This is a genomic window from Paraburkholderia sediminicola (genome assembly GCF_046026855.1).
GTDB classification, from domain to species: Bacteria; Pseudomonadota; Gammaproteobacteria; order Burkholderiales; family Burkholderiaceae; genus Paraburkholderia; species Paraburkholderia sediminicola_A.
The window spans coordinates 38669-54552 of record NZ_JAQQET010000021.1 but is presented as its reverse complement, the minus strand read 5'-3'; the positions used below and the strand labels follow the sequence as shown (position 1 = coordinate 54552).

Annotated in this window: 4 protein-coding genes; all 4 read left to right on the top strand. The window is 65.7% G+C overall.

Annotation, left to right across the window (positions count from 1 at the left end; genetic code table 11):
- Positions 1-154: 154 nt before the first annotated feature.
- On the top strand, positions 155-1441 hold the full coding sequence (gene sctQ, locus PQR40_RS22920; protein WP_408509910.1) for a type III secretion system cytoplasmic ring protein SctQ: 1287 nt from the start codon (positions 155-157) through the stop codon (positions 1439-1441).
- Positions 1434-2102, top strand: coding sequence for a type III secretion system export apparatus subunit SctR (gene sctR / locus PQR40_RS22915; RefSeq protein ID WP_408223476.1), 669 nt, complete (start codon positions 1434-1436; stop codon positions 2100-2102). Before sctQ ends, sctR begins: the two co-directional genes overlap by 8 nt.
- A complete protein-coding gene (locus PQR40_RS22910) occupies positions 2099-2980 on the top strand; it encodes a lytic transglycosylase domain-containing protein (protein ID WP_408509909.1) in 882 nt (293 codons plus the stop codon). Before sctR ends, PQR40_RS22910 begins: the two co-directional genes overlap by 4 nt.
- Positions 2981-3235: 255 nt before the next feature.
- Positions 3236-15862 (top strand): LWXIA domain-containing protein, encoded by a 12627-nt coding sequence (locus PQR40_RS22905; RefSeq protein WP_408509908.1) that lies wholly within the window; start codon positions 3236-3238, stop codon positions 15860-15862.
- Positions 15863-15884 lie beyond the last annotated feature (22 nt).

Here is a 15884-nt window from a genome sequence, read left to right as displayed (position 1 = left end):
AACACCCCGCCAACCGCCAGAACTACGATTCCCCGCGCGGCATCCCCGAACCAAGCCCCATAAAATCGTCAAACCAGCCTGCCCAATCCCATGTGAAATGGGACGTCCGGCCGACACGCCATTAAGTCAACCCGCGAATCCACTTGATCCCGCCGTGCATGCGCTGCCTCTTTTGCGAGCCGACATCGACGACTGTACAGATCAGGTGATGGCCGACCCGGAAGCGATCCGCCGGCCCGCAGCCAGCCCCGCGCCGTCGGTGGCTGCGACCGCGCTCGATACTTCGCCGTATCTGCTGCGGCTGTCCGCCGCCGCGGCGAGCGGACTGACGCACGCCTATGCGGCCCTCGCGCCCTTGCCGTTGACGCTCGGCGGTGTCGACTATCAGGTGAGATGGCGCGTCGATGCCGAGCCGGTGCTCGACGCGAACGCGTATCGCTTTGTCGTCGGCCCGGCGTACGGCACGCTATGGATCGACCCGTCGGCCGAGGCGGCATGGCTGGGCGATGCCGCGGACCCGTCGGTGCCGGCGGTGTTGCGTGCGGCGTTGCTCGCGGACCTGTGCGCACCGCTCGTCGCCACGCTGCAAACGCTGACCCGTCAGCGTGTCGAGCTATTGCCGCCGGCCGCCGGGTCGGACGCGAGTGTCGGGTCGCATCCCGAGGGGACCAACGGCGCCGGGTCGTCGAGGTTGCGCAGTGCGCCTGCCACGTTGCGCTTTGAATTGCGCCGCAGCGATAACGAGTGGCGTTGCCACGGCGCGCTGCTGTTCGATGCGCCCGATGCGCTCGGCGTGTTCTTCGCGGCGCCACCGCAAGCGGCCGGGAGCTTCGCCGCGTCGCGCGCCGTCGCGGCGCAGAAAAACGCAGCGGCATTCGCGGTGTTACCTGTGCCGCTCGCTTTCGAACTCGGCCGCACGAGCCTGACGGCCCAGGAACTGGCCGACGTGCTGGCCGGCGACATCATCGCGATCGAACACTGGCGCGCGGAGGGCCAGAGCCTGCTGTGCGTCGCGCGTGTCCCCGCTGAACCGGCGTGGGAAATCACCGGCCGCCCATCGGGCAACCGGCTAGTCGTTGAACGAATCAGGGAGATGCCGTTGGAACCTTCGCAATCGTCCGAAGCCCCGCGCACGCAGCCGGCCAGTCCAGAGGAGAGCGGCGCCGCGACGTCGGCCGCGCGTCACTTCGACGGGCTCGCCGTCGAAGTGACCTTCCAGTTACCGTCCTGCACGATGCCGCTCGGCGAGCTCAGTGTGCTGCAACCCGGTGGCGTGATCGAACTGCAGCAGGGCATCAACCAGAGCGTGATCAACATCGTCGCTAACGGGATGCTGGTCGGCACCGGCCATCTGATTGCGGTCGGCCAGAAGCTCGGCGTGCGCGTCACCACGCTGACGCCGCCGGCCGCCCAGGCGCCACGCGAGCGGCAGGATGGGTAATCTGCCGAATCCGGTTTCGCTGATCGCCGTCATTGTCGCGCTCGGCGTGGCGCCATTCGCGGCGCTGATGGTAACGAGCTACACGAAGCTGGTGGTCGTGCTCGGCCTGCTGCGCTCGGCGCTGGGCATTCAGCAGGTGCCGCCGAACATGGTGCTCAACGGTATCGCGCTGATCCTGTCATTGTTCATCATGGCGCCCGTCGGTATGAATATTCGCGACGCGTTGCAGGCGCGCAACTTCAACGCCTCGGCGCAGCTATCGACCGCGGACCTGGGCGCGCTCGCCGATGCCGCGCTGCCGCCGATCAAGGATTTTCTCGTCGCGCACACGCGGCTGCGCGACCGCGAATTTTTCGTGAAAACGGCAACGAGCGTCTGGCCGAAAAATCGCGCGGACGGTCTGCAGAACGACGACCTGCTCGTCCTTGTGCCGAGCTTCACGCTCGCCGAGTTGACCAAGGCATTCCAGATCGGCTTCGTGATTTACATCGTCTTTATCGTGGTCGATCTGTTGGTGGCGAACATTCTGCTCGCGCTCGGCATGCAGATGATTTCGCCGACGACGATCTCGGTGCCGTTCAAGCTCCTGCTGTTCGTTGCGCTCGACGGCTGGTCGCTGCTCGTGCACGGCCTCGTGCTGTCGTACAGGGTGGCGGGATGACACGCCTGGCGCGCCTGGCGTTCGTCGCGCCGTTCGCGGGTGCGTGGCGGCGATATGGCGCGCAGCTCGTGGGCGTGCTGCTGGCTGCGCTGTTGCCCGTTTCAATAGCAAGCGGCGTAGTCACAGACGCGGCCGGTGCGACGCCGACAAACCGGCGCGTCGGCTTCACGCAGCTCGCCCGTGACTGCGCGCCGAACGTCGACCCCTACACCTTGTCCGCGCTCGTGCGTACCGAATCCGGCTTCAATCCGTTCGCGATCGGCGTGGTGGGCGCGCATCTCGAACGGCAGCCGGCGTCGCTGGCCGAAGCGCTTGCCACGGTGCGCGAGCTCGAGACGCTCGGCTACAGCTATAGCGTCGGTCTCTCGCAGGTGAACAACCGCAATTTCGCGAAGTACGGCGAAACGCCGGCGACGCTTTTCGAACCGTGCCGCAATCTGCGCGCCGGGGCGGAAATCCTGAGCGAATGCTTCAGCCGTTCGAGCCGTGCGTCCCTCGATCAGCAGGCCGCGTTGCGCGCCGCATTGTCGTGCTATTACAGCGGCAATTTCACCACTGGGTTTTCCACCGGCTATGTGCGTCAGGTCCTGGTGAATGCGCGCCGCGATGCGTTACGTGGGGGGATCGAGCCGATCCCGGTGGTGCGTGACGCGAAAGAACCGGCACGCGCGAACGCGTTCTATCGACCCGGCCAGAGCGTACCGCAATCCGTGGCGGTGTCGGTTCAAGCTTCTCTTGCACAGCCGCAGTTCAAGCCGGTCAGCGACATGAAACGCAGCGCGCCATCGTGTCACGCGCACCCGCTCGTCACCGTATGCCGGGGCTTGAGTGCCGCGCAGATACGCGCGCTGTGCGTGCGCTGCCTGGATTCGCACTAGCGCGGTCCACGAACGGCAAGCCGTCTCAACGATCAGTACGAACGCCTGGGAGCACCCTCACGGCGCGCGGCCCGTCGGCTGAACCCCATCGTTTCGTAGCCCGCGTCACGCAAGTCCGCCAGGCCGTGCGCCGGCCTACGAGATCCCGCCGTGTCCAGGGTGCGCTGGCTTCGTACACTCGCATCAGTGCCCTGTGCGGCGCTGGGCGGCGCACGCCCAACGCCTGCGCACAGGCTGGATGGCAGGGAGATTTGCATGCTGGAAATCGACGGCGTCGGCATGGGCGTCAACTGGATGCGTTTTCTCGACGAGACGCTCAGCAAACCCACGCCCCAACCCCCGCAGACACAAGGTCAGACTGGCTCGCAAACGCCGGTCATGCCGCCGCAGATCACGGTGCAGGTCGACGCGAACTCCGACCCGTCGAAGCCGACCAACGAGGACATCAGCGCCGCGAACACGCTGATCCAGACGCTCGCCGGCCAGTATCAGCCGCCGCCGCCCGACATCACCGTCGACGACCCGACTACGAAGGCCGCGCAAGCGGCGATCCAGGACTCGCAAACCCAATACGACAACGCGGTCACGAATCAGCAGACCAGGCTGAATACGCTGACGAACCTGCAATCGGACCCGACGACGAGCGCGGCGGACCTCAAGAGCGCGCAGACCGACTACACCAACGCCCAGACGGCCACCGCGAAAGCGGGGCGCGAACTCGAGGTGACGACCGACGCCGGCTACATGATCGCGTATGCGCAGCAGGCCGACTCCGACAAGGGGGCGATCGCGCCCGCGCAGACGGCTGCGGACAATGCGACTACGGCGCTGCAGAAGCTGATGCCGGGCTTCGATCCGAAGAATCCACCGCCTGCCAGCGCGTGCAAAACGCCGCAGCAACTGGGGGCCTACGACGCCTGGCAAAAAGCCGACGCTTCACTCGCCAAAGCCAATAGCCACTACAGTGCCGACGTTGCCAATTCGAATCTGGCCTATGCGCAACTGCAGTCGCATGCGTCGGACCCGGACTATGGCGACGCGATGAAAACGAGCATCGCGAACCTGAACAACAAGCTCGCGCCGCTCGGCCTCGAGGTCAGCGCACCGCCGGCCATCGACGCCAGCACGGCGCAGACCAACCTGAATAGCGCCGCCGCCGATGCCAACTACGCGAACGCCTGCCTGAGCGCCGCGAGCGACGCCTCGCAGGTCGCGGACGTGCAGCAGACCTTCGACGCGGTGTCCGGCAAGTTCGGCCCGACGGTCATGGCCACGACGGTGGCCCAGCAGCAGAATCTGCTGACCCGCGCGCAAACGGCTGCGCAGACGAGCGGCGGCTATCTGCAGATGCTGTCCGCGAACCGTCAGGTGGATCAGGACCAGACGGACTACAACAACGCGCTGAGCGCGTCGAATCAGTGGCACAAGGCCAATCCGAACGCGCAGCTCATCGACCCGCAAGTCGATGTCACCCTGGGCAACGCCTACACGAAGCTTTCTGCTGACAAGACCCAGGCGGGTCTCGCGCACGACAGCTTCGTGGCCGCCTACGGCAACTCGCTCGCATCGCAATACGACGATGCCGCGAATGGCCTGCAGAACCAGTACGACCATCGTACGATGTGTGCGGTCAACGATCCGACGCCGCTCGAAATCAAGGGCCTGAAAACAGTGGCGTCGGCGCTACATGCGGCAGACGGGCGGCTGTCCGATTCGGTCAACGACCAGGCGACGAAACTCGCACTGAATGCGGCACAAAGCGATCAGACCGGCGCGAAAAGCACTTTGCAGACGGTCCAGCAGCAATACGACGCCTGGAATAGCCAGCACGGCGGCGCGGCCGACGGGCCGTTCGTCAATGTCGCCCAGCATGGCGGACCAGGTCACTTGCTGCTCACATCGGTGGGCCCGTATCAGATCAATCCGTACACCCAACAGTTGTCTGATGCGCGCGCCGCACTGGACGCGGCGAACAACAAGGTCAACCAGTTGCAACTGATGTCCGACGGCGCGCACGACCAGGTGCTGTTCGACCAGTTCAATGCGGGTCTCAGCGACAATCTGCTGAACCCGGTGACCGATTCGGACAAGGCCGATTACGCCAAGGCGCTCGACCAGTTTTACGAATCGCATCGCAGCGAATTGTCGCAATCGATGCTTGGTAACGCGAGTGCGAGCACCAACAAGGGTCAGGCTTATAACTTCGGCGCGACCAGCGCGACTGACCAGAAAAATCTGATCGGCAAGGCGCTCGGCCTGCAAACCGCGCAGCAGCCAGGCGCGGACGGCGTGCAGTACGACGGCGACGCGTTGAAGACGATCAATACCGTCTACAACGAAATTCACAAGGTGGGCGGCAACGACGCTCAGGTAAGCATCCTGCCTATCGTCTACGCGTCGAAAGACAGCGGTATGACGACGACCGCGCTGTTCAAGGTCACGAACAAGGACGGCGGCGACGCACACTATGTCGACGACGGCGGTGCGAAGTATTCGAGTATCGACGATTACATCAACAACAACCAGTTGTCGTCCGACGGCACGGTGGATATTGCGACCGGCTACAACAACGGCGTGCTGCAGGTGAAGTCGAGTGCCGCGCATCACGACAGCTTCTGGGAAAGCACGCTGCACACGCTCGGCGCGAGCAATCTGAATCTCGGCACACTGATCGGCGGGGTCGTGCTCGACGTGGCTGGTGGCGTGCTCGATGCGACGGGCGTCGGACTGCCGTTCGGCGTCTCGCTGAACGTGATCGGCACGAGCATGATCTATGGCGCGTCGGCGGCGGCCGTGGCGAACTCCGGCTACGACCTCGCGAACCGGGTCGATCATGATCGCACCATCAGCCCGTTCGACGCCGGCGCGCGCGCCGACTATATCAACCTGATTCCGGTCGGCGCGGCGGGCGCCGCGAAAGCGGTCACGAAGTTCACCGGCACCGAACTATTCGCCAAGGCTGCGACCACACTCGGCGCGGACTCCGGCAAGGCGGCCAGCATCGTCAACAAGACAGCGGAGTTCGGCGCCAAGGCAAGTGCATTCGGCGGCGCCGTCGAGGCCGGCGGACAGCTCAGCTACGACGTCGTGACGGGCCACGGCAATATCGCGCAGGATGTCTCGTCGCTCGTGATGAACGTGGCGCTGGTCAAAGGGCATGACGTACTGAAGGCAACCTCGACCGGCATCGTGCGCAGCCGTTTGGACTTTGCGGCGCGCACCGAAGACGGCCAGACCAATCTGACGCTCGGCGATCAGTCCGTGCGTGTGCAGCGCCTCGCCAATACGAGCACCGACGCGCTGACGCTCAATCGCAATCTTGCCACGCTCGACGGTAAAACCGTGAAGGTCGGCAGCGACGGTACGCTGCAAGTCGGCAACAAGGTGCTGACTTACGATGGCATGGCGGTACGTGTGCTCAATCGCGGCAATGCGGACGGCTATACGGGCCGCGGCAAGGAAACGGGCGCATCGGCGGTGCTCGGCGATGATGGCAGCATTTCGGTCGTCGATCCGACGAAGAGCGGTCCGCTGCGGCAGGTGAAGCTGACTTCGTACGACACGGGCGAGCACGTCACCGTTGGCGAATCCGGTGGCCTAGAGCTGTCGGACAATCTGTCTCTCAGCCGTCCCAGCGAGCTGAAAACACCGGAGGAAGTGGCCGCCACAGTGGCGCAACTGGCCGGTCGCAATGCCGGTACGCCGTCCAGCAGCGAGCCGGTCGAACCCACCGCACCGCGCACGACCACGCCGCTCGCCAGTGACACCACCGATCCGCTGACGCGCCAGGCTACGCAGAATGCAGAGACGAGCTTGACGGAGAGCACCGTCGGCGCCGCGCAGTCGATGAGCGAGGGACTGCGCAGCTCGACGGAAGTCCGCGAGCGTAGTCAGCAGGCCAACGAGGAAGCGCATCTGACGGACAGCGCGAATCGCCGCAGCAGCGAAACCAACGCAATCGTATGGCGGCGTGCGAATGATCCGCTCACCGGAAACGGTGTGGACGAAGCGCGTCCGACGACCTTCCAGCAGCGCGTCGCGTGGACCGCGCTCAACGCCACCGAGGCGTCGCCGTTTGCACCCGAAACCGACACGGGGGCGCCGGGCGGCCAGCCGCTGACACGCGCACCGCTGATCGAGCCGCGCGACTATGACGGCAGCACGCTGTACGTCGTGCGCAACGATGCGAGCAAGGGCAGCAACACCTTGCTCGGCCCGGACGGGCAACCGCTCTCGGAAAGCGAAGCGGCACCGGCGGCGCGTTTGTCCCCGACGCCCGCCGCGAGGCCCATTGTGTTGATCGAAGGCAGCGAGGAAGCGAAGATTGCACCGGAGCTCGCGAACGCGTGGAATGAGCCGGTTTTCGTCGCACCACGCAACACGCTCGCAGCCGACGGCACGATTCGCGGCGCCAGTGGTTTTATCCGTTTCGATCCCGCGCCGCGTGCACCAGCCGATGCACAGGGGCTCACGCTGCGCGAGAGCGGTCTGTACGTCGCGGGTTCGGAGGCGCACACCGATGCGCAGGCGCCGCGCGCGACCGATGCGCCGCAAACCTATCGCAACGGTCTGTATGTACCGAAAGACCCGAGCCGCACGAGTGACGAAGACGCCAACACCCAGGCTGCCGGCAAGGCCCGCGATAGCCAGAAACCGACCGAGACAGAGAAGGCCGACACCGACGGCATCGAATTCGCACATCCGGAAATGGAAGAAACCGTACCGGCCGCTGACAGCAACAAGGCCGGCCTGCTTGCGCGTCTGCAGATGCGCTTCGGCGGCGCGCCGCTGCCCAATGAAGTGAGCGCGCTCGCCCAGCAGTCGGGCACGCTGTCGCAGCAACTGCGTATGCTGAACGACGAAGGCTGGCGTGTGAAGGTCGGCCGGGAAGGTCGCGGCAGCCGGATCGACGCGAAGAAAAAACGCGTGACACTCGATGGCGGCTTGCGTGAGCCGGGCAGCATGACCTATGCGCTCGCGCACGAAGCAAAACATGCGGTCGAGGCAATCGATGGCAATAGCGGCCTCGATTACAGCGGCCGCAGCCGCTTTACGCGCAAAGCGCTCGAAGCCGAAGCGCGCGCGCAGATCAACGCATTTGAAGCGCGCTACGAAATCGACATGGCGGGCGGCGGCGATATCGCCGCGCACGTGCGCCTGCCCGACGCGATCCAGCGCGAGGCGGATGCATGGGCGCCGACCGACGACTACGCGGGCACGGTCGAGCGTCTGACGCAAGCGTTCGCCGAAGCGCCCGTCTCGGGCACGTCCGGCAAGACGTATGCGCAGTTCTACAACGAAGCGTATGACCGCGCGCGTCCAGACCCGGCAGGCTTCCCGACGCGCGCCGCGCGGCATATGCCCGCGCCGCAGTCTCACGAGCCCGGCGCAGGCCCCAACGTGCCTGAGCCATTGCCGACGACGCGCGAAGGCTTGGAAGCATACGGCCGTGCGCTTGACGCGGGTCTTGACCGGGCGCTCGCGCGCTCGCCGTTCGAGAGCGCCACGCGCCTGAGTTTTGCCGAGGAATTGCTGAACACCGAACCGCACCGGCTTGTGCTCGACGACCGCTTCTTCTCCAGCCGCCTCGAGGGCGGCGGCGACCCCATCGCGTTGCCGTTCTCGCGCCCGAGTGACGTGACGCGCGCGCGTGCCCAGCAGCTCGCCGATATCACCGGCGTGCACGTGTTCGCGCCGCGCATCGATGCGCCGACCGAGTGGGAAATGTTGACGCCCGGGCCGATCCGCTCGGGCCTCGACGGGCCTGTCGAGTTCGATGCGCAAAGCGGCACGTTTCATGTGACCGGTACGGATGGCACGCGTAATCAGATCGACCCCGAAGCGCATCTCGGGCAGTTGCGCGGCATCGGCGCGTACAAGACCGCGCTGCAGCTCGGCGACAAGACGGTGGTCGTGTATCGCGAGCTCGACCCGATCGAGCGGCTCGAAGACGATATCGACGAGCCCGAAGTGGTCGACGATCCGCACGACATGATCGCGAAGACACAGCAGCTCCAGGCGCTGGGCGCGCCGTATGTGGCACGGATCGACGGCGTCGCGCGTATCCACGGGCACGATGCGCTGGTGATGGATTCATATCGTGCCGCCGACCGGCCGCTGACACGGGAGACCGAGATGCATGGGGAGCGTGCGCCGAGCACACCCGTGTACGACACGAGCCTCTTTAATGCGAAGTCGATCGAAAGCCTTAGCGCGACGCGCGACTGGATGGTCGAGCGCAATGTCGCGATCGGCGATTTGCAGTTTCTGATCAGCCGCGACGGGACGTTTTATCTGGCGGACTTCGAATCGGTCACTGAGGGCGCGCAGCCTCGTGCGACCAGCCTGCAGATGATCGACGATTACATCGAGCTGGCGAAAGCGCGACTCGCACGCGTCGGCACGCCGGATGACGCCGGGAGGCCGGCCGCACCTGTTACGCCCGCGGCCACGGCGCAGGCCCGCACCAGCGATCCCGGCAACGTCAGCGACACCAGCGATATCGCCAACGCGGGCGACACAGCCGACACAAGCGGCCACACCGCCTCATTCCCCGAGCGCATCGAGTGGACACGTGCCCGTGCCTATCATGCGTCGCCGTTCGGTGCAGACGTGCCGGACCTGAGCACGCTGCAACGGGAGCCATCGGGCCGCGCTTCGAAGAACGAAGATCGCGATCTGATCGTCGTGCATGCGGAAACCGCGCCGGACGGTACGTTGTTGCTCGACGGCGTACCTGTCGACGCGCGCGGCTTCACACTCGATCTCGGCCGCACGTTTGCCGGCGACGACGTGCGCGTGATTCTCGCCGCTCGCCACGCGAGTCCGCAGCATGCGGCGGAACTCGCGAATCTGTGGCAACAGCCGATCTACGTGCCGCCGGCCGAAGCGATCGCCGCCGACGGTACGCTGCTCGACGCCAGCGCGCTAACCCGCTATGACCCGGCGCCGTTCGGCGCGCCGAACCTGGGCGAGCTCGCCGCCGACGGGCGCGGTGTCTACCGTGACGGGGATCCGGCGCAGCGGCTCGATGCAGAACAGCATGCCGGCGCTGTGCTCGGTTACGGTGCCGAGAAGATGGTGTTCGAACTTGGCCATGATGCGGCGCTCGGCGTCCTCGAACGCGGCCCGCGCTACGATGCCGACTTCCATCGTCAGGCGGCCGAGGCCGAGTTGAACGCGCTCGCGGTGCTGCGCCGTTTCGGTTTGCGCACCCTGTCGATGAGCGGTCCGTTTTCGGCATTCAATCGCGTCGCGGTGCTGTACCGGCCGCTCGGCATCATGCATACCCATGCAATCGAAGACGGCGAACTGCCGGCGCGTATCTCGCGCCAGGGGCTCGCCCATCTGCAGCAGATTCGCGACGTGGTCGCGCGGCACGAGATCGATATCGACTTCCAGGCGATGATCACGCGCGACGGCGACGTGCTGGTCAGCGACCCGGGCGAGGTTGGCTTTAACGACCGGCTGCGCAATCTGAGTACGCTCGACGACATCGACGCTGTGCAGCAGAGTGTGCAGGCGGGCGTCGATAGCGGCGAAATCGAACTCGCGCACCCCGACGCCGAAGAGATCGCGCAGCCCGGTGCGTTCTCGCAAAAGCCCTCGCTTATTACGCGGATTCGCATGCGCTTTGGCGGCGCACCGCTGCCGCGCGCGGCGCTCGATCTGATCGGCCATTCAGAACTGCTCACGCAACAGATGCGGCTCTGGAAACAGGACGGCTGGAAAGTCGTGCGCGGACGCGCGGGCGAGGGCAGCAAGGTCGACGCGCATAACCGGCGTATCGTCACCGACGGCAAATTCCAGCAGGCCGGCGCGATGGTTTATGTGCTCGCGCACGAAGCGGGCCATGCGGTCGAGGCCATTGAAGGCAAGCTCGCACTCGACTACAGCAGTACACCAGCCTTCGCGCAGAGCGCGCTGCGCGCGGAAGCACGCGCACAGTTGAACGCTTTCGCTGTGCGCGACGAGATCAAGGCCGCAACCGATGGGCGCGTCGATATCGGTACACAGATCAAGCTACCCGATGCGATCGAACGCGAATACGGCCGTGCCCGTGCAGACGATCCCGCGTCCGTGGAACGGCTTGCGAATGTGTTCGGCAACGTGCGCACGTCGTTGCCTGGGCATCCGAGCTATCGGGCCTTCTATGAGCAGCAGGCCTCCGAAGTGGCCAACGGCGCCGCGCCGCACGCGATGCCTGCACCTAATCCGAATGCCGGCACGCCGAACACGCCGGCTACGGCTACCGCTGCCCAGCCGCCCGCACTGACACCCGACGAAGCGCGCGCGGCGGCATGGCTCGACGAACACGACCTGCGGACGCTGCGCCGGATCGACGGCGCGCACGTGCCGCAACTCGAGGACCTGGCCCGACAAGCGGGGCGCGGCGCGCACATTCTGGTCGCGAAGCAAGGAGCGAGGCCAGTTGCGGACGCGGAGCATCCGCAACCGCAGTTCGTGGCCGGGCTTGCAACTGACGAGCATGGCAAGCTCACGAAGCCGCAGCCATTGGAGCGCAAAAACGTGCCACGCGCACTGACGAAAGCGCTGAACCAGTCCGCTCCCAATGCTGCTGCCGAACGCGCGAAGTACGATTTTTACGTATCGCCGGTCGCCGCGGACGAACTTGCGCGCTTTGGCGGCGCGGCAAAGATCGAGGCGTCGAACGACAAGCAGTCCTGGCAGGTGGCCGCATCCGGCAAGCCGATCGATTCGCAACTGACACAGGACGTTGCCGCGTTGGCCGACGCGCCCCGCTTCAAGCGTCCCAAGCTCGCCGCACAGGCAGTCGATGCGCAACAGAAGGTTTACGCAGTCGAGAATAAAACCGGCAAGGTGCTCGGCTATGCCGAGCGCAATGCGCTTCACCAATGGATCTATCACGAGACGACGCCGGTTGCCGACACTGTGATCCCCGAACACGAACTGGGCGCGGCGTTCCGGCGCCGGGCGGGCCGCATTCCGGTGGGCCGCGCGGGCCGGCGCGGTGTGAGCTTTATCGTCAGCGATCGCGAGCCGGCGGCGGTCGCGCGGGTCGGCGGCTTCGAGCCGGCCGAGAAGAAGAATTCGGCCGAGCCGGAAAAGAAGCCGCGCCGTAAGGCGGGCGACGTCGGGCAGTTGAGGCTCGCGCAAGGCAGAGAAGGGGCGCGCAACGGCGCGTCGCGGGTCTCCACGGCGGCGCGTAAGGCCGTGACCCTGCTGCGTCGGCAGCAGGCGCTCGCGCAGCCCACGCAACCGGCTGGCGAGAGCAATCCGCTGGTCGAGTTGAATCTGCTGCCGTCGCCGGAAAAGCCGATGAGCGTGATCGACTTCAGCGGCCATAACGCACTGCATCTGCTGCGCGCCATCGACCAGAAAAGCATCGGAGCGGAGCACTATATCTACGTGTATGACACGGAAGGCCCGATTGCCGAAACGCTCGGGACACCGCGTGGAATCATCGCCACACGCGACAGCGAACTGCGCTGGTTCGACAACCGGGAACAAGCCAGCAATGTCAACGAGCCGGGTGTCAGTCTCGACGAAATGCCGGTGGGCCGGGGTCAGTATGGCGCCAACGTGCACTTTCTGTTGACGCGTCTGAAGCCCGATGAGTTTCTGGCGCATACGGCGCCGACGCGGCTTGCCACATTGAACGAACGGGCGCGGGTGCTGAAGAAACAATGGAAGCAGGCGGACATACTCGGCAAGAATTCGCCGGAGTTCGAGGCGCTGGCCACCCGCATCAAGGCGACCTATGACGGCGTCAAGGGTGAAATCAATACGCTCACCCAGAAATTGCAGGCGGGGAACAAAAGCGGTAACGGCGGTAAAAAGCGTACGGCGCGTGCCGCCGCAGCGGCGTCGCTGCAGATCGAGCCGTATCAGCCGGGTCTGTCGACCACCACGGTGGTGGAATCGAATCTGCGCTATGGCGCGGCGAAACTGGAACGCTGGTTCCCCGAACTCGGCCGCATCAAGGCGTTCAACGCGCGCAGCCGCGGGCCGGCCGACCAGCAGCTCCAACTGAACGCCGCTGGGCGGCAGACGGTGATGGCCGACCCGACGATGTGGAAGTCGCTCGGCAACAGGCATTACGTCGCGCGTGACGTCCCGACCACGCCGTCGCGTTTTGCGCCGATACCGATCAAGACCCTGGCGCGCCGCTTTGGCGTCGCCAACGTGGCGGACCTGCGCATGATCCAGATGTTCGTGCGTTCGGACCCGGCCATTCAGGACCGCATCGCGCCGATGTCGCGCGCTTTTGCGTTGCGCGACGATCCCGCCTTGATGACCGCGCAGATCAGGCGGTATGGCGGCGTGATGCCGATGGTTTCGCTCGTGGTCGATCCGCATTCGCTCGCGGCCGCGCTCGGACAGTCGCACGACCCGGCCTTCCTGCGAGAAGTGCGAGCGCTCGGCGATCAGGCGAGCGCGAGCTTCGACGGCGAAAACGGCGTGATCGAGCCGGCCGCGGGGTCCGGCGGCGAGGCGCTCGCGCTCGACGATCTGCATCATCTGCATCGCTGGCTCGACGAGGCGGCGGAAGCGGGCTTTGCGATCCGTCTTGAGACCGCGCCGTCGCGCGCGCTCGTGTCGGGCAAAGACCAGCGCTTCCAGGCGGGCACCAACGACACGTACCACGACTTCGTGCGGACCTTCAGCGCGCTCGACAAGTGGGCGAAAGACAATCCGAAGAGCCGCGCGCCGACGGTGATGGTCACGTTCCACGGCTGGGACTCGGTGCCCGAATCCGTGCCGGGCGCGGGTCATGTGGAGTTGCTGAAGGCCGTGCTCGATCGGCCGAGCCTGGAATGGGTTCACATGGGTTTGTCGTACGGCACGCACGGTGCCGACTTTATCGCGAACCAGGACCTCACTACGGCGCTTGCGCAGTTGATCGTCGACTACCACGGCGAGCCCGGTAAGCTCGCGCGGCTGCATGGCGCCGATGCGCTCACGCGCGTGTTCGAACGCGTCAGTCCGCAGGCGCTTGCGGACCAGCATCAGTTGCTGTTCACCGAAGTCGAACGGCTCGGCCGTGCTCAGGGCATGACGCCGGAGCAACTGGACACGCTGCATCGGCAGCTTTACGAGGGCAACACAACCGCGTTGTTGAACCGCGCTCGCCTCGCGACGATCGACTCTGCCGAGAAGGGCTGGACGGCCAGTGGCAACCCCCCGCGCGGCCGCACCGAAAAACTCGCGCGCGCGTTCTCGATTCGCTGGAAGAATGAGATCGGCGCGCATGTGAGCGCACCGCAGGTGAAGACGTTGTCCGCGAAAAAGGCGGGCACGGCGGACCCGGCCGGGCATTGGCGCGCGGTGGTTGCCGATCCGGCATTACGCAACGATGGCTCCAAGCCGATCAGCGCAAGCCGCAAAGCCGCGGCGCAACTCAGCCCGCAGCCGATTGCACCGGAACAGCGCGCCGAGGCCGAACTGCATGCGCTGCGCGTGCACGCACGCGCGCGCGGCTGGCGCAACCGGCTCCGCTCGGGCGGTCTGATCGCGGTGGGTACGCCGTCCGCACTGGTGCTCGGCGGCAATTCGCTCAACCTGTTGCATACGTTCGGCAGCGAGGGGCTGCACCATACGGCGACCTCGCTGTTCGTCGGCACGCGGGCGGGCCGGGTGTTTCAGGCATTGCATCAGGGCGCGGTCGCCAGTCTGAAAAACGGTGACCCGCGCGTGTTCGACGCGGTGGTCGGCCGGCTCGAACGCGGTTTGCGCTCGCAGTTGGGCGCGAACAGTCTCGACGAAGCGCGCGTCAATCAGTTGTCGCTGATCGCGCAGGAAGGCCGGCTGAAAGCCGCGCAACTGCGGGCGATGAACAACGACGGCCAGCTTTCATTCGACGACACGGTCACGCACACGAAAGCCGTCGCGGCGGATATGCTCGCGCAGATGCAGGGCGTGGTGGGCGGCACGTCGCTGAAGCGTCTGCATCACGGCAGCCCGCGTCATGCGGTCGGCCTGATCGGGCGTGGCGCCGCAATCGTCGGCTACTCGGCGACGATTGCGACCAACATCGCGACCATTACTGCGCATCACGGCGTGCTCGCCCCGGTGTTGACGACGCTCGGGGCATCGCTCGGCATGACTTACACGAGTCTCGTTTATCTCAGCAACGCGCATGAGGTGAACGCCGACAAACGCAGCCGCGTGACCCGTTTTGTCGATGCGGCCAGCGACTACGTGACCTCGGCGGCCGGTTTTGCGAGCGCCATCGTGCAGATCGGCGAAGGGCATCCGGTACTGGGCGGCCTCGCGATCACCTCCGCGACGATTCTCGGCGCGGGGCGGCTGCACACCCAGTTCCCTAACGCGACGCCGGGCATGGAGCGTTTCCCGACTGTGCTGGCACTCGCGCCGGTGGGTATTTTTGCGGGCACGCTGATTCAGAGCTTCCTGTCCGGCGGGTCGAGTCAGAACACGAAGAATCCAGGCAATACGCAGCATCTGCAGCAGCCGGGGGCGTCCGCCAGCCCGGCGCCAGGTTTGCTGCCGTCGGGCGTGCCCACGGCGCCGTCGGTCAGTCCGACTCCGGGGGCTGGTGTGACTTCGACGTCGCCATCGCCGTCGTCATCGAAGTCGGCGCCCGCGCCTGGTTCGACGTCGTCCACGCAACCGGCGCCGACCGGCACCCCGTCCGCGACTCCGCCGTCGAATCAGCCGAAGCAGTACTTCGTTGTCGAGGGTGATTCGTTGTGGGTGATTGCCGATCGCAACCGGCGTTCGCTGCTGGACGCCGCGCATGTTCCGGCGGCTGACCAGCAGAAGATGTCGCGCAACCGGCAGGACGCAATGGCATTCGATGAGGTTCTGCAGCTCAATCCGTCGGTGGCGAAACATCCGGCGTCGATCGATCCGGGGCAGTTGATTATTGTCGGCTAGGAGCCAGAAGCCAGAAGCCAGA

Coding starts and splice junctions, on each gene's coding strand:
- sctR (WP_408223476.1), top strand. CDS start 1,434: ATGGGTAATCTGCCGAATCCGGTTTCGCTGATCGCCGTCATTGTCGCG.
- PQR40_RS22910 (WP_408509909.1), top strand. CDS start 2,099: ATGACACGCCTGGCGCGCCTGGCGTTCGTCGCGCCGTTCGCGGGTGCG.
- PQR40_RS22905 (WP_408509908.1), top strand. CDS start 3,236: ATGCTGGAAATCGACGGCGTCGGCATGGGCGTCAACTGGATGCGTTTT.